20 protein-coding genes and 2 riboswitches are annotated in these 22,593 nt (G+C 29.7%); of the genes, 16 read left to right on the top strand and 4 right to left on the bottom strand.

The window, feature by feature from the left end:
• Positions 1 to 6: 6 nt before the first annotated feature.
• The 4 genes from DW911_RS04355 to DW911_RS04340 all read left to right on the top strand — a co-directional run bounded on the left by DW911_RS04355 (position 7) and on the right by DW911_RS04340 (position 4,589).
• Positions 7 to 1,149: an iron-containing alcohol dehydrogenase gene (locus DW911_RS04355; RefSeq protein WP_118607514.1), complete on the top strand. Its 1,143-nt coding sequence runs from the start codon at positions 7 to 9 to the stop codon at positions 1,147 to 1,149.
• A gap of 8 nt (positions 1,150 to 1,157) precedes the next feature.
• Complete coding sequence (locus tag DW911_RS04350; RefSeq protein ID WP_118607513.1) at positions 1,158 to 2,354, top strand: NupC/NupG family nucleoside CNT transporter; 1,197 nt, start codon at positions 1,158 to 1,160, stop codon at positions 2,352 to 2,354.
• Between the two features lie 86 nt (positions 2,355 to 2,440).
• Positions 2,441 to 2,607, top strand: a riboswitch (M-box (ykoK) riboswitch).
• A gap of 97 nt (positions 2,608 to 2,704) precedes the next feature.
• The gene (mgtE, locus tag DW911_RS04345) at positions 2,705 to 4,042 is read left to right on the top strand and encodes a magnesium transporter (RefSeq protein WP_118432197.1); all 1,338 of its coding nucleotides are present in this window, start codon (positions 2,705 to 2,707) and stop codon (positions 4,040 to 4,042) included.
• A 91-nt stretch (positions 4,043 to 4,133) separates the two neighbouring features.
• A complete protein-coding gene (locus DW911_RS04340; protein WP_118432199.1) occupies positions 4,134 to 4,589 on the top strand; it encodes an S-ribosylhomocysteine lyase in 456 nt (151 codons plus the stop codon).
• 6 nt (positions 4,590 to 4,595) lie between these two features.
• Here the strand turns inward: DW911_RS04340 and DW911_RS04335 are convergent, their stop codons facing one another.
• Entirely contained in the window at positions 4,596 to 5,483 is an 888-nt protein-coding gene (locus tag DW911_RS04335; protein ID WP_118432201.1) for a LysR family transcriptional regulator, read from the bottom strand.
• Positions 5,484 to 5,614: 131 nt separating this feature from the next.
• Between DW911_RS04335 and DW911_RS04330 the strand changes: the two genes are divergently transcribed.
• The 6 genes from DW911_RS04330 (at position 5,615) to DW911_RS04305 (ending at position 14,451) form a co-directional block, all read left to right on the top strand.
• The gene (locus tag DW911_RS04330) at positions 5,615 to 7,519 is read left to right on the top strand and encodes an FAD-dependent oxidoreductase (RefSeq protein WP_199669450.1); all 1,905 of its coding nucleotides are present in this window, start codon (positions 5,615 to 5,617) and stop codon (positions 7,517 to 7,519) included.
• Between the two features lie 91 nt (positions 7,520 to 7,610).
• A riboswitch (Lysine riboswitch) is annotated at positions 7,611 to 7,781 on the top strand.
• Positions 7,782 to 7,887: 106 nt separating this feature from the next.
• Positions 7,888 to 8,352: an ACT domain-containing protein gene (locus DW911_RS04325; protein ID WP_118607512.1), complete on the top strand. Its 465-nt coding sequence runs from the start codon at positions 7,888 to 7,890 to the stop codon at positions 8,350 to 8,352.
• 9 nt (positions 8,353 to 8,361) lie between these two features.
• Positions 8,362 to 9,255 (top strand): 4-hydroxy-tetrahydrodipicolinate synthase, encoded by an 894-nt coding sequence (gene dapA / locus DW911_RS04320; protein ID WP_118432205.1) that lies wholly within the window; start codon positions 8,362 to 8,364, stop codon positions 9,253 to 9,255.
• Position 9,256: 1 nt separating this feature from the next.
• The gene (dapB, locus tag DW911_RS04315; RefSeq protein WP_118432207.1) at positions 9,257 to 10,000 is read left to right on the top strand and encodes a 4-hydroxy-tetrahydrodipicolinate reductase; all 744 of its coding nucleotides are present in this window, start codon (positions 9,257 to 9,259) and stop codon (positions 9,998 to 10,000) included.
• A gap of 8 nt (positions 10,001 to 10,008) precedes the next feature.
• Complete coding sequence (gene lysA / locus DW911_RS04310) at positions 10,009 to 11,307, top strand: diaminopimelate decarboxylase (RefSeq protein WP_118432209.1); 1,299 nt, start codon at positions 10,009 to 10,011, stop codon at positions 11,305 to 11,307.
• A gap of 87 nt (positions 11,308 to 11,394) precedes the next feature.
• The gene (locus DW911_RS04305; RefSeq protein ID WP_118607511.1) at positions 11,395 to 14,451 is read left to right on the top strand and encodes an ABC transporter ATP-binding protein/permease; all 3,057 of its coding nucleotides are present in this window, start codon (positions 11,395 to 11,397) and stop codon (positions 14,449 to 14,451) included.
• Positions 14,452 to 14,648: 197 nt separating this feature from the next.
• Here the strand turns inward: DW911_RS04305 and DW911_RS04300 are convergent, their stop codons facing one another.
• The 3 genes from DW911_RS04300 to DW911_RS04290 are packed head-to-tail and all read right to left on the bottom strand — an operon-like array spanning position 14,649 to position 16,361.
• On the bottom strand, positions 14,649 to 15,302 hold the full coding sequence (locus DW911_RS04300; protein WP_118432213.1) for a prepilin-type N-terminal cleavage/methylation domain-containing protein: 654 nt from the start codon (positions 15,300 to 15,302) through the stop codon (positions 14,649 to 14,651).
• Positions 15,303 to 15,354: 52 nt separating this feature from the next.
• Positions 15,355 to 15,609: a hypothetical protein gene (locus DW911_RS04295; RefSeq protein ID WP_118607510.1), complete on the bottom strand. Its 255-nt coding sequence runs from the start codon at positions 15,607 to 15,609 to the stop codon at positions 15,355 to 15,357.
• A gap of 59 nt (positions 15,610 to 15,668) precedes the next feature.
• Positions 15,669 to 16,361, bottom strand: a complete 693-nt coding sequence (locus tag DW911_RS04290) for a GTP pyrophosphokinase (RefSeq protein ID WP_118432217.1) — start codon at positions 16,359 to 16,361, stop codon at positions 15,669 to 15,671.
• 64 nt (positions 16,362 to 16,425) lie between these two features.
• On the opposite strand from DW911_RS04290, the gene DW911_RS04285 reads away from it, so the two are divergent.
• The 6 genes from DW911_RS04285 to rpsF all read left to right on the top strand — a co-directional run bounded on the left by DW911_RS04285 (position 16,426) and on the right by rpsF (position 22,583).
• A complete protein-coding gene (locus DW911_RS04285) occupies positions 16,426 to 16,794 on the top strand; it encodes a hypothetical protein (RefSeq protein WP_118432219.1) in 369 nt (122 codons plus the stop codon).
• Positions 16,795 to 16,864: 70 nt separating this feature from the next.
• The gene (locus tag DW911_RS04280; RefSeq protein WP_118432221.1) at positions 16,865 to 18,838 is read left to right on the top strand and encodes an AAA family ATPase; all 1,974 of its coding nucleotides are present in this window, start codon (positions 16,865 to 16,867) and stop codon (positions 18,836 to 18,838) included.
• A gap of 121 nt (positions 18,839 to 18,959) precedes the next feature.
• On the top strand, positions 18,960 to 20,102 hold the full coding sequence (locus DW911_RS04275) for an MFS transporter (protein WP_118432223.1): 1,143 nt from the start codon (positions 18,960 to 18,962) through the stop codon (positions 20,100 to 20,102).
• A gap of 97 nt (positions 20,103 to 20,199) precedes the next feature.
• A complete protein-coding gene (ispD, locus tag DW911_RS04270; protein ID WP_118432225.1) occupies positions 20,200 to 20,835 on the top strand; it encodes a 2-C-methyl-D-erythritol 4-phosphate cytidylyltransferase in 636 nt (211 codons plus the stop codon).
• Positions 20,835 to 22,178: a glycoside hydrolase family 3 N-terminal domain-containing protein gene (locus tag DW911_RS04265; RefSeq protein ID WP_118607509.1), complete on the top strand. Its 1,344-nt coding sequence runs from the start codon at positions 20,835 to 20,837 to the stop codon at positions 22,176 to 22,178. The genes ispD and DW911_RS04265 overlap by 1 nt, the downstream gene beginning before the upstream one ends.
• A 123-nt stretch (positions 22,179 to 22,301) precedes the next feature.
• The gene (rpsF, locus tag DW911_RS04260) at positions 22,302 to 22,583 is read left to right on the top strand and encodes a 30S ribosomal protein S6 (RefSeq protein WP_118432229.1); all 282 of its coding nucleotides are present in this window, start codon (positions 22,302 to 22,304) and stop codon (positions 22,581 to 22,583) included.
• Positions 22,584 to 22,593 lie beyond the last annotated feature (10 nt).

Genomic DNA, 22,593 nt, shown 5'->3' with positions numbered 1-22,593 from the left:
AGAAGTATGAATTATAAGTTAGAACAAAAAGCAAAGGTTTGTGTTTCATATGATTTTTCTTCCGATTTATTAGATACATTAAAAACAGCAAACTATACTAAACCTTTAATTGCTATTGATCGTTTCTTACTTCAATCACCAGTAGTGAATCAAGCATTAGATGCTTTAAAACAAGAAAATATGGCTTATGTTATTTATGATGAAATTGTACCTGAACCTCCATTTGAAATTGTAAATAAAGGTGCAAAATTATATCAAGAAAACCAATGTGATTCTATTATTGCTATTGGTGGTGGAAGTGTTATAGATGCTTCTAGAGGAATAAATATTGTAAGTCATTGTGGTGGACAAATCCAAGAATACATTCAAGATAAAACAGTAGATCATCGTATTTTAGGATTAATTGCAGTACCAACAACATCTGGAACAGGTAGTGAATTATCTAACGCGCTTGTTGTAACAGATGTTGAAAAACAAGAAAAATTAGCAGTGTTATCTGATGAAGCTATCAGTGAATATGTTATCTTAGTTCCTGAACTAGCAAAATCAATGCCACAAGGACTCACTGTTTCAACAGGACTTGATGTCTTTGCTCATGCATTAGAAGCTTATACTTCTAATCTATCTACACCTGTTGTTAATGCCATCTGTGAAAAAATCATGTTCTTAGTATTTAAATACTTACCAACAGCTGTTCATCATGGTGAAGATTTAGATGCAAGAGAAAGAATGATGGTGGCGGCAGCCTTAGGTGGATGGGTTTTAAATAATGGTGGTACGCATTTAGGACATTCTATTGGTCATGTTGTGGGTGCTAAATATCACTTAGCTCATGGTGTTGCTTGTGCTTATGCATTACCAGGAGTTATTGAAAAAACAGCTTTGGTAGAACCAAAGAAAATTAGAGAAATAGGAAATATCTTAGAATTATCACTTCCTCATGATTTATCAAATGAATCATTAGGAAAAGAAGTAGCAAAAGGATTCAGACAATTTAGAGATGAAGTATTAGGATTAGAACCTTGTAAGTTAAATAAGGAAGATGTTCTAAGCTTAACAGATCAAGTTGTTCATGAAAGATTTGCTGCAAATTCACCATTTGATGTAACACATGATATGGTGAAATCAATATTAGAAAATTATGGGTAGGTAAATATATGAGTATTATTAGAGGGTTAATTGGATTTGCGTTCATATTCCTTATCGCATTTCTATTTTGTAAAGAAAAAAAGAATATTAAATATAAAAACATTATTTTAATGATTGTTATTCAAGTATTATTAACATTCTTATTATTAAATACAGGAGTAGGATTGACTATCTTATCAGCAATCTCTGACTTCTTTACTTGGCTTACTGCTCAAGGTATGGCTGGATGTGATTTCGTATTTGGTGGAATTACTGTTGCTAAAGGATCTTCAGTATTCTTCTTCAATGTATTAATGCCATTAGTATTCATTTCAGCTTTAATTGGTATTTTAAAATGGTTAGGTGTTTTAGATTTCATCGTTAAATGGATTGGATGGATCTTCAATAAAGTTACAGGTTTAGGAGAAGTAGAAAGTTATGTTCCTATCGCTACTACTTTACTTGGATCACCACAAATCTTTATGACTATTCAAAGTCAAATTAAAAAAATGAACTTTAACCAATTATTTACAGTTTGTTTAACAGTTATTTCTGGTATGTCTGCATCAATGTTAGCAAGTTATATGACTATGATTGATGGTAAATATGTTGTTATCGCTGTAGTATTAAACTTATTTTCAGGATTAATCATCAGTGCTATCATGAATCCATATAATGAAAAAATTGCTACTGCTGATGAAGAAGTTACTAAAGAAAAAGCAGAAAAAGAACCAAAAGAACCTTTCTTTTCAATGTTAGGAGATTACATTTCTTCAGGATTTAACTTAGCTATTATCGTAGCTGCAATGTGTATTGGATTTATTTCATTAATTAGTTTCTTAAATAATGGATTAGCTGCTATTTGTGGTATTTCATTTACTGATATCTTAGGATATGTATTTGCGCCAATCGCTTATGTTATTGGTGTTCCATTACAAGATGTTGTTAAAATTGGTGGATTAATGGCTACTAAATTATTAACAAACGAATTCGTAGCTATGGGACAAGTAGCAAGTATGACTACTTTAACTGCTAAATCAGTAGCAATGATTTCTGTATACTTAGTAAGTTTCGTTAACTTCGGTACTTTAGGAATTATCTCTGGAGCAGTTAAATCAATCAGCGAAGAAAAAGCAAAAGATGTTGCTAAATTCTCACTTAAATTAATCTTAGGTGGTACATTAGCTGGATTATTAAGTGCTGCTATTGTTGGTTTATTCTTCTAATTAATAGGCTAAAGGCTTCGGCTTTTAGTCTTTTTTTTCAAATTTATTGACATTTATCATTTTATCAATATAATGATAATGAATTAAATAATAAACGGTAGGTGAGGTTACCGCAGGGATTTGGATATCCTAAGATTACTGCCGCAAAATTGTGGAGACACAATACGCTGGTTAACAGATGAAGTCGAGAAGGCTTTATTTAATGTAATTTATATGCCCTGTGATACTAAAGCTTGAACGAATGAATGAACAGATACATCATTGCTCAGGCAATGATGTTTTTTTATAGGAGGTGAGCTATATGGATGAAAGTTGTCAGAATGCAAAAGATAAAATAAGGAGGAATAAAAATGAAAAAGGAATTATTATTAAATTTATTAAAAAACAAACAATATCGACAATTACATACTTTATTAAATCAAAACAATACAACAGATATAGCTTGTCTTCTAGAACAATTAGATATTAAAGATTGTGCTTTAGTATTTCGCTTAATTCCAAAAAAGAAAGCAGCACAAGTATTTGTAAATTTTAATCATTGTACTCAAAAACAATTAGAGATGTTTAGTGAAAAAGAATTAATTGATGTTATCGAAAACCAATATATGGATGATCTTGTTGATATCATCGAAGAATTACCTGCCAATCTAGTTATGCGTATTTTAAATCATATTGATCAAAATCAAAGAGAGACAATTAATCAATTGCTTAGTTATCCTAAAGATAGTGCCGGTTCGATTATGACAACCGAATTTATATCTTTAAAAAAAGAGTATACAATTGGTGAAGCATTGGAATATATTAAAAAAAATGGAATATCTTCAAAAACAATTTATACAAGTTATGTTGTTCAAAATAAGGAACTTTTAGGTGTTGTTTCTACTAAAGATTTACTACTTAGTGATGAAAATAAAAAAATAACGGAAATCATGAATAAAAACAATCAGTATGTTTATACCCATACTGATCAAGAAGCAGTAATAGAAATTTTTAGGAAATATGATTTAATGGTTTTACCAGTATTAGATGATGAAATGATGATGGTTGGTATTGTTACATTTGATGACGTGATGGATGTAATGGTAGATGAAACAACAGAGGATATTGAAAAAATGTCAGCTGTTGAACCTAATGATCAATCATATTTTCAAACATCGGTATTAGAACATGCTAAACATCGCATAGTGTGGTTATTAATTCTTATGTTTTCAGCTACTTTAACAGGGAGTATTATTACCCGATATGAAGACGCTTTTCAGACCATACCATTATTAGTTTCCTTTATTCCTATGCTTATGGATACAGGGGGAAATTGCGGTTCACAAAGTTCGACTTTGATTATTCGAGGGATTGCATTAAATGAAATACATTTCAGAGAAATTTTTAAAGTTATATTCAAAGAATTTCGTATAGCTTTATTAGTTGGTGGTATTCTAGCTCTAGCTAATGGTATTAGAATTTACATGATGTATCAAAATGTAGATATAGCATTTGTTATAGCGTTATCACTTATTGTTACAGTTGTTTTATCCAAATTAATTGGTTGTGTCTTACCATTACTCGCTAATAAGATAGGATTAGATCCCGCTATTATGGCATCACCGCTTATTACAACTATTGTTGATACATGTTCTATTCTTGTTTATTTTAATATTGCAGTACAAGTATTTCATTTAACAATAAAGTAATAAAAATCAAACTTGACATCAGTTAGGATTGCATCTTACTATTTCTATAAGAAAAAATGTTGGACATGGAAAAGAGAAAGAGGGATAAAACATGGAAAGAATAACAAGTTTTAGTGTTGATCATCGTTTATTAAAAAAAGGACTTTATGTATCAAGAATAGATGGTGATTTGATTACTTATGATATTAGAATGACACAACCTAATGTAGAGCCGGCAATGAATCCTCAAGCAGCTCATACTATTGAACATATTGGTGCAACATTACTGAGAAATGGTCCTTATAAAGATCAAGTCATTTATTTTGGTCCAATGGGATGTATGACGGGATTTTATTTGATTGTTAGAGATTTAGATTTAGAAGTTGTGAAAAATATTGTAAAGGACGTATATGAAAAAATAGCTTCATGGGATCAAGAAATTCCAGGAGCTAAGATGGAAGAATGTGGAAATTATACATATATGGATTTGCAGGGAGCAAGACAAGCAGCTCAGTATTTTATTTCTAGTCCTTGGGAACATCAATATCATTTATTAGAAGAAAAATAGTAGATATCATGATTTGATATCTACTATTTTTTCATGATTAATCATGTAATCAATCACGTACTTACATGTTGAAGATAACTTAGTGTTTGAATTATAAGCTAAATAAATGGTTCTAGCTGATTGATCAAGATCTAAAGGAATAATATTAATATCTTTAAAAGGATTTAGTAAATCATTTTTTGCGACAATAGCCACCCCAAAGTTTAAAGAGACCATACTGGCTATAGATGTTTCATCGTCAAGATTATAGATAATATTCGGTTTTAAATGATGCTGTTTAAAGATATCCATAATATTATGATATATAGCGATTTGTTCAAGGTAAGTAATGAAAGGATATTGTGCAATATTTTCAAAAGTAACTTTATTTAAGCTATTAAGAGGATGATTCTTAGGAGTAATCAAGACTAATTCCTCATATAGAAGTGGTAAAAATGTTAAATGAGAATCTTCTATTTTAGAACAAATACCAAAGTCATATTTATTATTTTTTATCCCTTCAATAATATCTAAAGTCTTTTCACTTCTAAATTGAACTTTAATATTTTGTTCATTTAATTTTTTGATCACAGGTGTTAAATAAGAATTGATAATCGTGGCAATGACACTGATTTGGATGACATGTTGTTGATCTTTATTTTTATTTGCTATTTCGTTTACACCTTGTTCTAATATAGAAAGACTTTGATTAACATATTTTAAAAATGTTTTACCTTCATCACTTAAAACAACATTTCTGCCTTTTTTAACAAATAAAACACAATTAATTTCTTTTTCTAATTCTTTAATTGCGTGAGTTAAACTGGGTTGAGAAATATAAAGTTCTTGACTTGCTTTTGTATAATGCTGGTATTTAGCTAAAGTTTGAAAATAATATAATTGATTAATATTCATATTGATCACCACACATTATCATAATATAATCTATAGAATTTTTCTATACATTGAATAAAAATAATATATTGGAAAATACAGGAAAACCTCGTTATATTTAATGTGAAATGTTTAACAAGGAGAGGAATGTTATGTACAAAGAAATGTTTAAACCGATTCAAATCGGTCCTATGAAAGTCAATAATCGTTTTGTTGTGCCACCTATGTCTAATAACTTTGCGATAGCCAGTGGTGAATTAAGTGATCGTTCTTTAGCTTACTATCGAGAAAGAGCAAAAGGTGGATTTGGGTTGATTACTGTAGAAGCTACAGTTATTGATCCTACTGCTAAAGGTGGTCCTAGAAAACACTGTTTATTTGATGATCAACAAATTCCAGCACTAAAGAAAGTAGCAGATGCTTGTCATCAATATGGATCAAAATTGATGGTTCAATTACAACAAGCAGGTCCTGAGGGAAGTGCTAAAGCAGCAGGGCATCCTTTAAAATCAGCATCCCGTATTCAAGCATCATTTAATAAAGATATTCCTTTAGAAATGACCAATGAACAAATTTATGAATTAGTAGAATTATATGGCGATGCCGCTTTAAGAGCAATGAAAGCAGGTGTTGATGCTGTTGAAATTCATATGGCTCATGGTTATCTTGTATCAAGTTTTATTTCTCCACAAACAAATAAAAGAGTCGATGAATTTGGTGGATGTTTCTATAATCGTATGCGTTTACCAAGATTAATTATTGAAAACATTCGCCGTAAAGTTGGTCATAATATAGCTGTTCTAGCAAGAATTAATAGTTGTGATGAAACACCTGGAGGATTAACAGTTGAAGATTCAATGATGGTTGCTAGCTACTTGGAATCATTAGGAATTGACGCTATTGATGTTTCTCGTAGTATTCATTTAAAAGATGAATATATGTGGGCGCCAACTGTTGTTCATCAAGGATTTAATTTAGATCATGTAAAGAAAATTAAAGATGTTGTTAGTGTTCCAGTTATTACTGTAGGTCGTTATAATGATCCATTTTTACCTTCATTAGTTGTAAAAAAAGGTTATGCAGACATGGTCGCATTAGGAAGACAATCTATTGCTGATCCTCATTTTCCAAATAAAGTAGCTGCCAATGCTTTTGATGAAATTACACCATGTATTGCCTGCCTTCAAGGTTGTGTTGGAAATATGTTTAAAGGTAATCCAATTGAATGTCTAGTTAATCCATTTGTTGGATATGAAGAACATCTAGATGAAAAATGTAAAGAAGTTAAAAAAGTGATGGTTGTAGGTGGGGGTGTTGCAGGTTTATTCGCTGCTTACAATCTAGCTAAAAAAGGACATCAAGTTTCTTTATATGAAAAAAGTACAGTTCTTGGTGGACAAATGCGTTTAGCTGCTGTGCCACCAGGTAAAGGTGATATTACGCAAATGGTACGTAATTATATTGCTTTATGTTACAAATATCATGTTGATTTACATGTTGGTCAAGCAGTAGATGAAGGCATGATTAAAGAAATGAATCCAGATGTCTTAATTCTAGCAACAGGGGCAACGCCTTTAGTCCCACCAATTACAGGGGTTGATCATTGTTTACATGCTATTGATGTATTAGATGGTCAAAGTCAATGTGGTAAAAAGACATTAGTTATCGGTGGTGGTTTAGTTGGTTGTGAAACAGCTGATTATTTAGCTAATCGTGGTTATGATGTTACATTAATTGAAGCTAAAGATGATATTGCTGGTGATATTGTTAGTGAACATCGCATCTTCTTAATGGAAAGCTTTAAAGAAAATCATGTTAAAGTCTATACCCAAAGTCCAGTACAATCTATTAGTGAAAATAGTGTAGAAATTGAACATAATGGGTGTCTAGAAACATTTTCTGGATTTGATAGTATCGTTTTAGCTTTAGGTTCAAAAGCAAACCAACCATTTAAAGAAAATCTTGTTAAAGAACAATATGTTATTGGTGATGCTATTAAAGCAAGAAGAGCTATTGATGCTTTAAGAGAAGCAAGAGAAGTGATTATTAAAATCTAAAACTGGGGTATCCCAGTTTTTTTGTATTATAAATGATGATTATTTTGATATTTTCATTGTTTATTAGAGTTGAATATGCTATATTGTATACAAGTTAGATAGAGGCGCAGGTTGTTAAAAATTCTTTGTTATACGATGCAACGAGATAAAGAGGGCGGAACGCTTGCCGAAGGGTTCATTATTTGCATATGATGAATTCCTGGGTAATTAGGGAATACCTAATTAACTGTCATTACTTAAGTAATGTTGGGCTATCATTGTTAGAATCTCAAATAGATGTTGCAATGATAACCATTGCAACATTTTTATTTGTAAAAGTATATATAGTTATTGAAAAAAAGAATATAATAGGGAAGAGAGGTAAAGTCATGGAAAATATAGTAGAAGCAATAAGTTATGAAGATGATATTATTCAATTAAAATTATTAAATGTACCTAAACATCCAAAGATGATAGCAAGAATCTTTAGAATTATTCAGGAACAAGATATTAATATTGATATGATATCACAAGTTATGTTAGAAGATTCAATGCAAATTGAAATTACTTTAGATGCAAAGTTTCAATTAAAATTAAATGAAGCTATTGTTAATCTAAAAGAAGAATTCACTTCAATTGAAATCTATCAAAAAAGAACATTTGCTAAAGTTGCTGTAGGGGGACCATTAATTGAAACAACACCGGGTGCAGCAGCAAGATGTTTTGAAGTATTAGGAAACAATAACATTCATTTTTATCAAATAACAACAAGTAAACGTACTATTTCATTTGTTATTGATAAAGATTCATTAGATTTAGCTTTAGAAAAATTAAAATTGGAATTTAACTTATAGGAGGAAATTATGGCTATTTTTGAAGGTAGTGCAGTTGCACTTGTACTTCCTATGTTTGATGATGGAAGTATTGATTATGAAGGGTATAAAAGACAAGTTCAAAGAATGATTGATGGAGGTGTTCAAGCTTTATTAGTTAATGGAACAACGGGTGAAACAGCAACCATTCATATTAATGATGAATTTAAATTATTAGATATCACAATGGAACTTGCTAAAGGAACAGGGGTAAAAGTTATTTGTGGCGCTGGTTCTAATGATACACAAACAGCACTAAAGAAAGCACGTTATGCTAAAGAAAAAGGAGCAGACGCTATTTTAGTCGTGACTCCTTATTATAATAAAACAAGTCAAAGAGGATTAATTGCTCATTATACTACTATTGCTGATGCAGTTGATATTCCTATGATTTTATATAATGTTCCAGGAAGAACAGGATTAAATATTCAAGTAGATACAGTTGTAGAATTAGCTAAACATAAAAATATCGTTGCTATGAAAGATGCGACAGATAATATTGCTTATGCAATGGAAATCTTAAATAAAACACAAGATTTAGATTTTGATTTATATTCTGGATGTGATGACAATATCTTGCCATTTATGGCTGCTGGAGGGAAAGGCGTTATTTCAGTAACTTCAAACTTATATCCTCGTCAAGTTGAAAAATTAACACAACTTATCTTAAATGGTAATTTAAAAGAAGCTCAAAAATTAGCTTATGCTTTAGATCCTGTATCACGTTATTTATTTATTGATGTTAATCCAATTATGCCAAAAGCTGCATTAGCTAAAATGGGTATTTGTAGTGAACAAGTACGTTTACCATTGCTTCCTACTACTCAAGAAAATAAACAAAAATTATTTGATGCAATGGATGCATTTGAAAAATTGGGGTACTAAGATGAAAGTTATATTATATGGATATGGATTAATGGGAAAAAAGGTGGCTCATAAGTTAAGAGAAAATCCACAATTTGATTTAATTGGGATTGTTTCTTATGAATTTGATGAAAAAGCACCTGAAAATATGTACAACAGTTTAAAAGAGGTTGAAGATCAAGCAGATGTGATTATTGACTTTTCACATCCTAATAATTTAGATGATATTTTAACTTATGCTTTAAAAAATAAATCTAAATTAGTTATCGCTACAACAGGATATAGCCAAGAACAACTCGCTAAGATTGAAGAAGCAAGTCAACAACTTGCTATCTTCCAATCTTACAATACAAGTTTTGGTATTCAAATGGTAACAAAGATTTTAAAACAAGTGGCTAAAGAATTTTATGATAATGGTTATGATATTGAAATTTTAGAAAAACATCATAATCAAAAGATTGATGCACCTAGTGGTACAGCTAAATTACTTTATGAAGTAATGGAAGAAGAAATTAAAGAAACAAAGCCTGTTTATGATCGTAGTTCATTACATGAAAAAAGAAAACATGAACAAATTGGTTTACAAGCTATTCGTGGGGGAACGATTTTTGGTGAACATGATATTATTTTTGCCGGGCTTGATGAAATTATTGAAATTAAACATACAGCTTTATCTAAAGATGTTTTTGTTCAAGGAGCGATTGCTGCTGCTTTAGCGTTAAAAGATAAAGAGAGTGGTTTATTTACGTTAAAAACGTTATATTAGGGGGATATATGGTTTTACAAACACAATTTGCACAAATTAAGAATAATAACTTATACATAGATGATGTGAATGCTTTAGATTTAGTTAAACAGTATGGAACACCATTATATGTTATGTCAGAAGGACATATCAGAAATCAATTCAATACATTAAAAACAAAAATGATTGATAAATATGAAAATGCTTTACCTTTATTTGCTTCTAAATCATTTTCTTGTTTAGCTATTTATAAAATAGCTAAAGAATATGGGATTGGAATTGATTGTGTAAGTGCTGGAGAAATTTCAGTAGCTTTAAAAGCAGGATTTGATCCTAAAAAGATTTATTTCCATGGAAATAATAAATTACCTTCAGAAATTGAATATGCATTAGAAAACGGAGTAGAAAACTTTGTAATCGATAACTTCTATGAAATTAAATTAGTAGAAGAAATCGCATCTAGATTAAATGTTACTGTTAATGGTATTGTTAGAATTACACCGGGTGTTTATGCTGGTGGTCATGACTATATTCGTGTAGGTGCTAAAGATACTAAATTTGGTTTTTCAAGCCATGATAACACTTATTTAAAAGCAATAAAAAAAGTCATTGATGCACCACATATTAACTTTGATGGTATTCATTGCCATGTAGGTAGTCAAATTGAAGATATTCAAGCTTATATTTTAGCGATGAATAAATTCGTTGATATTGCTTATGAAATTTATGATATTTTTGGTATTGTCATCAATAAATTAAATGCTGGTGGGGGATTTGGTATTCAATATACAAGTGCTGATAAACCACTAGAATTTGATTATGTTGTGAGTACGATTATGGATATTATTTATAAAGGCTTCGATGCTAGAAATTTAAAGAGACCAATGGTATTAGTAGAACCAGGTCGTTATTGTGTAGGTAATGCAGGAATTACTTTATATACAGTAGGTTCATATAAACATATTAAAGATATTAGAGATTATATTAGTGTAGATGGTGGGATGACAGATAACATTCGTTCATCTTTATATCAAGCTAAATATGACGCTATTATCGCTAATAAAGCAAGTGAACCGGCAGATACTTTAGTAACTGTAGCTGGTAAGAACTGCGAATCAGGAGATATTTTAATTAAAGATATTAAATTACAAGATCCGCAACCGGGAGATATTTTAGCAATGTTTTCAACAGGAGCTTATCATTATTCAATGTCTTCTAACTATAATCAATTACCTAAGCCAGCCGTGGTCTTTACTTATCAAGGAAAATCAAGAGAAGTTATTAGAAGACAGACTTTTGATGATTTAATTGCATATGATGTAGAATAGAGTATTCAATACTCTATTTTTTTATATTCATGAAAAGTTAATAATAAGTGAGTATAATGACTCTAAATAAGGGTAAGGAGAAATTGAATGTTACAAGTAAAAAATATTTATAAGGAGTATAAGACTGGTAATTTAGTACAAGTTGCTTTAAATAATGTCAGTTTAAATTTGCGAGATAATGAGTTTGTTGCGATATTAGGACCCAGTGGTTCAGGTAAAACAACGTTATTAAATATTCTCGGTGGTCTAGATCGTTATGATCGAGGAGATTTGGTTATTAATGGAATTTCGACTAAACAATATAAAGACCGAGATTGGGATTCTTATCGTAATCATACGATTGGTTTTGTTTTTCAAAGTTATAACCTCATTCCCCATCAAACAGTTTTAGCTAATGTTGAATTAGCACTGACAATGTCTGGTATTTCCAAAAGTGAACGGAAAAAAAGAGCATTAGAAGCATTAAAAAAAGTAGGTTTAGAAAATCACGGTCATAAAAAACCAAATCAAATGTCAGGGGGACAAATGCAAAGGGTAGCCATTGCCAGAGCATTAGTTAATGATCCTGATATTTTATTGGCTGATGAACCAACTGGTGCTTTAGATAGTGATACTAGTATTCAAGTCATGGATTTACTAAAAGAAGTGGCTAAAGATCGTTTAGTTGTGATGGTAACGCATAATCCCAAACTAGCAAAAGATTATGCAACAAGAATTGTTGAATTAAAAGATGGGGTTATTTGTAGTGATTCACATCCTTATGATGTAGACAAAAAGCATCTTGTACCTCCTCGTCATCGTACAATGGGGAAAGCCTCAATGAACTTTTTAACTTCTTTGTCTTTAAGTTTTAATAACTTAAAGACAAAGAAAGCAAGGACATTATTAACTTCATTTGCTGGATCAATTGGTATTATTGGCATTGCTTTAATTCTTTCGTTATCAACGGGAGTGAATCAATATGTCAAATCAATAGAAGAAGAGACATTATCAGAATATCCATTACAAATACAAAATACCGGTTTTGATATGTCTTCTATGTTGAGTAATGGTCAAAGTGATAGTCAAAAAAAGAAAGATAAATCAAAAATATATGTTTCTTCTATGGTAACTGGCATGTTATCTACAATAGGATCTAATGATTTAAAATCATTAAAAAGTTATTTAGATAAAAATCCAGATCATATCAATCAATATACGAATTCTATTGAATATACGTATAACGCTATACCACAAATTTATAGCTATAATAGTCAACAAGTTAGACAAGTTCATCCAGATCAATCATTTAAATCAATTGGTTTAGGTTCTTCAACAAGTTCTAATTCAATGATGTCATCTATGATGTCTACTGATGTTTTTTATCAAATGCCAAATCAATCAAGTCTTTACGAAAATCAATATGATATTAAGGCAGGAAACTGGCCTAAAAAATATAATGAATGTGTTCTTGTTTTAAATAGTAATGGTTCTATGAGTGATTTTATGCTTTATACTTTAGGACTAAGAGATTTTAGTGAATTAGATTCAATGATTGAAAAATTCTCTAAAGAAGAAAAAATAGATGAAGTAAAAATTAAAGATACGTATGCCTATAAAGATATGTTAAATAAACAATTTAAACTTGTTAATGCAAGTGATTATTATCAATACGATGATCAATATCAAGTTTATAAAAATAAAAAAGACGATCAGGCTTATATGCAATCTCTAGTTGAAAATGGTGAAGATATCAAGATTGTTGGTGTAGTGCAACCTAAAGATGATACAAGTGCAACAATGTTAAAACCGGGTATTGCTTATCCGGCAACCCTTACTCGTCATGTTATCAATCTAGCTAATCAAAGTGAAATTGTTAAAAAACAACTTGCTCATCCTGATATTGATGTATTTACAAATAAAAGCTTTGACTATCAGCAAAAGAATAACTTTGATATGAATTCTTTAATTAAAGTTGATCAATCAAAGATACAGGAAGCCTTTAAAATAGATCAAAGTAAATTGTCATTTGATACAAAAAGCATAGATTTAAGTCAAATAGATACATCTCAGTTACCTGCTATTGATATCAATCAAATGATGTCTAAAATTAAATTTAATGTGTCAAAGGAACAAACTGATCACATTGTTAAAGTGATAACTGAGGACTTTCAAAAGTATTTAGTAGAAAATAATTATCAAGATCCTACTAAAATGGAAATCTATTTTAATGCCTACTTACAGACATCAAGAGCTCAAACATTGATTCAAAATGAAATGACAAAATTGATACAAGAAAGTGGTCTTGCAGAACAGTTTCAAAATGAACTATCCAAAGAAATGTCAACCATGATGTCTCAATACAGTAAGGTACTTGAACAAACCATTCAAGCACAACTGACAAAACAAATGGGTCATCTTGCTAGTCAGTTTCCTAAAGCCATAAGTGTAGATGAAAAGAAACTAGCACAAGCATTTCAAATGAATATGTCCCAAGATGAATTATCAGAACTTATTGTTTCTATGATGCAAACTGAAACAACATCTTATGATAGTAATTTAACTCATTTGGGATATGCAAATTATGATAAACCAAGTGCAATTAATCTCTATCCTAAAGATTTTGAAACAAAACAAAAAGTAAAAGATATCTTAGAAAAATATAATGAAAAGATGAAAAAAGTGGATGAAGATAAAGTCATTACTTACACTGACTATGTAGGGACAATCATGTCATCCGTTACTGATATTATTAATGTTATTAGTTATGTACTGATAGCCTTTGTAGCCATTTCATTAGTTGTTTCTTCAATTATGATAGGAGTTATTACTTATATTAGTGTATTAGAACGTAAAAAAGAAATCGGTATTTTGCGTGCTATGGGTGCGTCTAAAGGCAATATCTCGCAAGTCTTTAATGCAGAAACATTTATTATTGGGTTATTATCGGGATTATTAGGTATTGGTATTACACTGATTTTATTGGTACCTGGTAATATGTTGATTCATAGTATTGCTGATAATAACAGTGTTAATGCAGTTTTACCAATTGGTGGAGCTATCATCTTAATTGTATTAAGTGTATGTTTAACATTGCTTGGAGGATTGATTCCAGCAAGAAAAGCTTCACATGAAGATCCGGTTAAAGCATTAAGAACAGAATAAAAGGATTAAGGGTAAAATACTTTAGCATTAGATTTTATACTCATTGAGGTTAAGTTTATTGACTGTTTGTTATTATTTGTAAGATTTCAAATAGTTAATAATCAAAAATAAAAACCAGGATTGTGAAGTGAACCGAAAAAGTTGGACAACTTAGGAGGTTCAGTATAATTGCTATCCTGGTTTTTTGTTAGTTACAATTATTGATATGAGAAGATTGACTTGCCATTTTTAACACAATTTAATTTTCCATTATAAATAGTGACCATATAATTTTCTCTTGCAAAATTCAAGGCTTCTATTTTTCCTTTGTCATTATAAAAAATATTAATTGCAAACCCGTTTTCTTTGCTGGGAGAGTATTCATTAAGTGATTTACCATTTAGACAATCCGATAATTTTTTATACCTATAAACAGCAGAATCTTTATGATCACTTTGTAAAAAATGTAATACATTTTTTACAATCTCTTTATCAATAAATGATGCGCCATTGTAGCTATTGCTAAGATATTTACTGGGATTTGCTTGCCCGTAACTCATCAAGGAATCAGATACTCTTGCCACTTTATCATCATTAGTCTTGGAATGAGGGAAGTCTGCAGGTAATCTATATTTAAATTTAAAGGCTGCTTTATTTTCAAACTCTTCTTTATCTATTGCATAGCATTTTGTAGCAGCAACCTGTGCTGCTTCATAAATACCATGGGCTTCTTGTATAATACTTGCTTTTTTAGCTTCATCTACATATCCTGTTACTGATGGTATAGCAATCGCAGCTAAAATTGAAAGAATGACAAGGACTACTATTATTTCAACGATGGTAAACCCATTTTTATTTCTTATATTCACCATTTTTTCTCCTAATATTCATTTAAGTGATGTTGTATCTTTAATAAAGATTTTATTATATAATATTTTTTTTAGCAACAATTAAAAATGTTCTTTGATGAAATTTATCATCATTTTCTTTAAATTCGGGAGAATAATATCTGTTTCTATCTTTTCTAAGAACATCGAATCCATTTTTATCTATCAATCGTACAAGATATTCAATACCGTGCACATTGATATTATATTCAGTCGAAAGCATGTTTAATGTGTATCCCATTTTTCTTTTATTGTAAATTTCAATTTTTTGTTCGTTTGTAAGTTTAGCCATAATAAAAAGTGAACCTCCTAAGTTGTCCAACTTTTTCGGTTCACTTCATCTTTCCTGGATTATTTTAGTTCTAAATTTTGTTTACCTTTAATTTTATTATGTATATCTTGCATTTCTTGATCAAGTTCAGTAATACTTTCAGCACATTCTAATAAACGTTTTCTAATGTCACTAGGGACTTCTTCTTCATTTTTGTATCTGATTTGATGTTCTAATGAGGCCCAAAAGTCCATTGCAATTGTTCTAATCTGAATTTCTACTGGTACCATTTGTGTTTCTTGTGCTAAAAAAACAGGAACTTCTACAACAAGATGTAAACTACGATAGCCATTTTCTTTAGGATGTTTAATATAATCTTTGATCCTAATTAATGTAATATCATCTTGGCTTGTTAGTAAATCGGCAATACGATAAATATCTTTAACATAATTACAAATCACTCTTATACCCGCAATATCATAAATATGATCGGTAATGGAATCTAAATTTAAAGGTAAGTTTTTTCTTTCTAATTTATCAAAAATACTATGAGGAGATTTAAGTCGCCATTCCATATGATGAATTGGATTATGTGCATAACGAATATGAAATTCATCATCTAATATTTCAAGTTTTGTTTTAATTTCTTTAATACCCGCACTATAAATTTGTTCTACTGATTTAAATTCTTCAAAAAACTTAAAATCCTCTTTAACCACAAGAATGTTACTTGCATCACTCTTGATTTCTTTTTGCATAATTGGATTACTCATTTAAAAATATCCTCCTTATGTATAATTATAATATAAGTGGTCATAATGAACTAGAGGTGAACTTATGAAGAAATTTATTTTAATCTTACTAATATGTATGAATTTAACGAATATTCAAGCAGTAGAACAACAACCAGAATATAAAATTATCGCAAATAGTAATCAACAAGATGATTTAGATCAAATGTATAATATAAAAAATAAATTACTAAGAGATTATCGTAATTGGGCAAGAGGTGTTAATCAAGTGGATCAAGTTCTTATTGATCATTGTCATCAATATGATGCCACATATAAAGAAGGACTTTATCTTATTGTACTAGGTAAAGGAAAGGGAAAATCCATTCAAGGACCTTTAAAAGTCAGTTATTGTATAAGTAGTAAAGACATAAAAAAGAAATCCATCATTCAATCGTTATTTTCATCAAAATAACGATTTTTAATTATTGATTATTTTTTTATGAGTATGAACATACTATTATAAAGAAAGAGGTGGATACCTGGTGTTAACACAATTCGATGAACAAGCACAAAAAGCGATTGTTGTATCAGAAAGTATTGCTTTTGACATGGGACATAGTCATGTAGGAAGTGAGCATTTGTTATTATCTATGCTTAAAATGCCAGAATGTAAATTAAAAGATTTATTAAATGTTCAAAAAATTGATGATCAAAAGATAGAAGAAGATATTAAAAGGTTGTTTGGAATTAAAGATAATGAGCCTTTTTATATGGAATATAGTGATGCTGTTAAAGAAATATTACAAAAAAGTATTTCTTTAATAAAAGAAAAAGGAAAAAATAAAGTGACACTTTCATGTTTGTCTCTGGCTTTACTTCAAACAAAAGAATGTGTAGCTTATGAGTTATTAAAGAAATATCATGTAGAAATAGATGAACTGATTGTATCATTAAATGAAAATAGCGAATTAGAAACAAAACTAGATCAAATATCCATGCTTGTTAATTTAAATCAAAAAGTAAAAAAATTAAATTATCAAATCATTGGCAGAGAAAAAGAAATCAATCAACTCTGTACAATTCTATCAAAAAAAGAAAAAAATAATGTTTTAATTGTAGGTGAAGCGGGTGTAGGTAAATCAGCATTAGTAGAAAAATTAGCACAAAAAATAAATCAAAAAGAAGTACCAGATACCCTTAAACATAAACTTATCTATGAATTATCATTATCATCTTTGGTAGCAGGAACAAAATATCGTGGAGAATTTGAAGAAAAATTAAAGAAAGTTATTGATAAAGTTAAAGATACAGAACAAGTGATTATTTTTATTGATGAAATTCATAATATTATTGGTGCTGGCGGGGCAGAAGGAGCGATTGATGCTTCTAATATTTTAAAGCCTTATCTAGCTAGAGATGAAATCACAGTTATTGGGGCAACAACATTAGATGAATATTATCGACATTTTGAACATGATCAAGCGATGAATAGACGTTTTTCTTTAATTACGATTAAAGAAAATACGAAAGAAGAAACAAAAGATATCTTGTTAGGTATTAAGTCTTATTATGAAAAGTATCATCATCTTACCATTACACCAGAGATATTAGATTATTTAGTGAATCAAGTAGATTTATATATTAAAAATCGGACTTATCCTGATAAGGCTATTGATATTCTTGATTTATCTTGCGTAAAAGCTAAATTTAATCATTTAAGTCAACTTAATCAAGAATGTATTAATCAAGTGATTGAAGATTATGCATCCATCAAAATGGATGAATCAATTGATTATCATCATTTACAACAACAATTAAATCAAAAAATTATTGGTCAAGAAAAAGCCATTTCAAAGATTGTTAAACAATTAAAAATAAAGAAAGAATCTCATCAACCCCAAGCTGTCTTTTTATTCAGTGGCAGCAGTGGTGTAGGAAAAAGTGAAACAGCAAAACAATTGGCCAAAATACTAGATCGACATTTGATTCGTTTAGATATGTCCCAATACAAAGAAATCAGTAGTCTACAAAAGATTATCGGTGCACCACCTGGATATGTAGGTTATGAAAGACCTAGTCTTTTACTACCACAATTACAAAGTTATCCTAAATCAATATTACTTTTAGATGAAATAGAAAAGGCACATCCAGATATTTTACAATTATTCTTGCAAGTCTTTGATGAAGGATATTTAGAAGATAACCAAAAAAGAAAAGTCTATTTTAATCAGACGATGATTATTATGACAACATATCAAAATAATGACATCATGATGGGATTTAAAAAACAACATCATCAAAAAGTAAACCCTATTTTTACTCATGAATTTATCAATAGAATTGATGAAATTGTACCTTTCCAATTACTTAGTGATGAGACATTAAGTCAAATAGTCAAAAAAGAATATGCATTAGATCAAAAACAAATCAATGAATTATTAAAAGATTATTCTATTTACCAAGGTGCAAGACAAATTCTTAAACAGGCAAAAAAATTAATTCATCAACATAGTTAAAAGAAAGATGCGTCTTTCTTTTTTTAGATTTAGATATTGATATTTTTAGGGTTAATTAGAAGATATAGTGATATTTTATGACAAATTTATTTATATAATTGAAGTTGTGGGAGGAAGAAATATGAATAAATATCGTCAATATATTTTATTACTAGGTCATTTATGTTCAGACATTAATCAAAGTATCTTATCATCCATGATACCATTTTTAATTGCAAGTTATCATTATAATTATACAACTGCTACATTGTTAGTAACGGTATCTAATGTGTGCGGGTCGTTAGTCCAACCTTTTATAGGAATGTACATCGATCGGAAAAATAATCCTATGATGATGGCTTTGGGAGTCATTATGGCATCAGGAGGAATGGCACTAACTGGATGGACTTCAAATTTTTATTTATTATGTGTTGAAGTGATGATAAGTGGCATTGGGGTAGCTTTGTTTCATCCTCAAGCAGCGAAGTTAGTTGATGTTTCATCATCTCATAATAAAAAAGGAAAAGGTATGAGTATTTTCTCGTTTGGAGGAAAGATTGGTTTTACTTTAGGTCCGGTATTTACTGCTTTTTTAATTCAAACATGGGGTATGAAAGGAACAATTTTCTTTTTGATTCCAGCAGGGGTATTTACAATTGTGTGTGCAAAATTTAATCATACATTTCATTGTCATGAAGAAATAAAAGAAGTACCGGTAGAAAATATAAATCAAAAGGATAACTGGGGAGGATTTATCCGGTTATGTGTCGTTGTTTTTTCAAGATCCATTCTCACTAATGGTTTATCAACATTTTTATCCTTATATTTTATTCAAAACTTCTTATTAACGAAATCCAAAGCCAGTTTATTATTAAGTGTTTACTATGCTGTTGGTTCCATTTCAACTTTATTTGGTGGTAGTCTTGCAGATCATTTTGGTCATCGTAGAATGATTAGAATCAGTTTTCTTATTCTCTTACCAGCTATGATAATATTTAGTTCTACTCATCACATTGCTTTAGCTTTATATATGTTAGTATTGATGTCATGTGGCGAAAGTTTTTCCTATAGTCCAATGGTTGTCATGGGGCAAAAGTATTTACCCCATCACACAGGTTTTGCATCAGGAGTGACATTGGGTTTGGCAGTAAGTGTAGGGGCTGTTTTATGCCCACTACTAGGCTATGTATGTGATAGTTATAGTTTAACTGCAACATTCTATATAATGAGTGGTACTGCTGGAATAGCTTTATTAGGTTCTATGTTGTTACCGGAAATAAAATGAAGGTGTTAAAACTTATACATGAATATCTAAAGACTATATAAAAATATATGGTCCTTTTTGTATGTAATAAGCTATAATAAATGCAAGGAGGTTGCTTATGAATTATAGTGTTATTATTCTTTGTGCTGGAAGGGGAAGCAGAACAGGATTAAAATATAATAAAATATTTCATTTATTAGAAGGGAAAACAGTTTATCAAAGAAGTCTTGAACTTTTTTTAAATGATCAAAGATGTAAACAAATAATTGTTGTAACAAAAAAGAAAGAGCAAGCAGATTTAGAAAAATTAGTTCAATCAAGTAAGATTGAATATGTATATGGAGGACAAGAAAGACAAGATAGTGTTTATAATGGTTTACAAAAAGTCAATCAAGATCATGTTTTTATTCATGATGGTGCTAGACCTTATTTAACATTAGAATGTATTGAAAATTTATTAATTGCTTTAAAAGATTATCGTGCAGCATTACTCATGGTACCATGTAAAGATACGATTAAAGAGGTTAAAGAGGGTGTGGTTGTCAAAACATTAAAAAGAGACTTATTAATGCAGGCACAGACACCTCAAGTCTTTGTTACAAAATATATTAAGGATGCATATCAAAAAGCAAAAGATGAAGGTTATATGGCTACAGATGATGCCCAACTGTTTGAAAAATATGAAAACGGGGATATTAAGGCTGTCATGGGAGATTATCATAATATTAAGATTACAACGAAGGAGGATTTATAATGACAAGAGGACGGCATGCTAAAAAGCAATATTCTAAAATGATTATTTTAATATTCTTCATAATTACAATGATTGTTGGAATAATGTGGCATTTAAGTCCTACAGAAAAATCAGATCAAGCTACAAACTATAAAATAATAGAAGGACAAATAGCGGGAACAGAAGATCAAGTTGTTTTATTAAGACAAGAGAATAATCAAACTTATTTATTATCATTAGCTAATACTTCTATGGAAGGTGATGATTTATTAGTCGGTAATCATATTAAGATTTCTTATACTGGAAAGTTAAATAAACAATATCAAGATATTCAAGATGTAAAAGTCTATAAAGCTTCTATTAGTGCTAATCAAATTAGAAATGGTGGTAAAGCTAATACAGATAAAACAATTCCTATCGAATATTTATCTTCTTTAGTAGAAAACATGAGTGAAGAAGATAAAGTAGATCAATTATTAATTGGTTATCAATGTCATCAAGAGGTCATTGATAATCATAAATTAGGGGGATTGGTTCTTTCACCAAAAGATCTTAAAGACTTACCTAAAACTGATATTGCAAAACAAATAGATAACTATCAAAATAATACAAATTTGAGTATGTTTATTACTTTAGATGATGAAAGTATTTTAAAAGAGTATGTTCAAGATGGTGTTTTTGATTCCATTAGTCAAGTCTATAATGAAAAAGGAATAGATGGTTTAAAAGAACAATTAGAAAACAAGATTTCTATTTATAAGGAAGTAGGAATGAATTTATCTTTCACTCCTAATGGAAACGATGGACAAGATGAGGATAGTTTAAATCAAGATAGAAATATCACAAATGATTATGTATCACAGGTTATTCAAACAATACATAAAAATGATTTAGGATGTTGTTATCGAAATTATCCAAGTTATGGTACAAAAAACGATTATTCTAGTGAACTTATTCATGATAGCCGTTCATTAGAAGATTTAAAAAATAATGAATATCAAACTATTCAAACGGCAATCAATCAAGGTCAAGACATGATTCTAACAACTAATCAAATTATTGATGCTTTAGATAATCAAAATCCAATCTCTTTATCAAAAAGTTCTCTTCAAAACCTAAGACAGTCTTTTCATTATAATGGACTTATTGTGAGTGATTTAACAAATGAAGCTATTAAAAATACTGAAGATTATATATTAAAGTCCATTCAAGCAGGAAATGATATGATAATAAGTGATGATGTTGAAACAGCAAGACAAACAATCATTGATCATATTCATGCAAATGAAATCAGTATGAATCAAATTGATTTATCTGTTTTAAGAGTATTAGCCTATAAATATCAATTAGGAATAATAAGTTAATTTTATTGATAAAATCATTGAAATTTAAATTTGTCAATGATATAATGTTCCAGCATGTAAAAATATTATTTACTGCCTGCTTATTTATAATAATAAGCCGATAGACCATAGGAGGTAAAAGAAATGAACAAGTATGAAATTATGTTTATTGTTAAACCTGATGTTGAAGAAGAAGCAAGAAATCAATTAATTGAAAACTTCAAATCAATCTTAACAGCTAACGGTGGAACAGTTGACAACGTTAACGAAATGGGATTACGTGAATTAGCTTACGAAATCAAAGATTACAAAAAAGGTTACTATGTTGTAGTTGATACAACTTGTGCACCTGCTGAAATCGCAGAATTCGAACGTTTATCAAGAATTAATGCATCAATCTTACGTCATTTAACTCTTCGTAAATAATCAAAGGAGG

The organism is Erysipelatoclostridium sp. AM42-17 (assembly GCF_003480255.1).
Taxonomy (GTDB): Bacteria; Bacillota_I; Bacilli_A; order Erysipelotrichales; family Coprobacillaceae; genus Faecalibacillus.
This window is presented reverse-complemented; position numbering and strand designations above follow the sequence as displayed.